The organism is Bacillus cereus group sp. BfR-BA-01441, assembly GCF_022663075.1.
Lineage (GTDB): Bacteria > Bacillota > Bacilli > Bacillales > Bacillaceae_G > Bacillus_A > Bacillus_A cereus.
In genome coordinates this window covers 1-242 of record NZ_JAKUEU010000366.1, presented here as the reverse complement: position 1 = coordinate 242, position 242 = coordinate 1, and the positions used below count along the sequence as shown (strand labels likewise).

Genomic DNA, 242 nt, shown 5'->3' with positions numbered 1-242 from the left:
AAACAGAAGAGTCAGAAGAAGTAGAAGTAATTACAGAAACAGAAGAGTCAGAAGAAGCTGAAGTAATTACAGAAACAGAAGAGTCAGAAGAAGCTGAAGTAATTGCGGAAGTAGAAGAGTCAGAAGAAGTGGAAGTAATTGCGGAAGCAGAAGAGTCAGAAGAAGCTGAAGTAATTGCAGAAATAAACGAGCCTGTAGTAGAGACATTTGTAGCACTTGAGGAAATTCAGCAAGAAGATGAA

At 38.4% G+C, this 242-nt stretch carries 1 protein-coding gene; it reads left to right on the top strand.

From position 1 onward, the window contains the following. The coding region (locus MR107_RS30875) for a hypothetical protein (RefSeq protein WP_242293213.1) at positions 1-242 on the top strand (242 nt) is incomplete at both ends.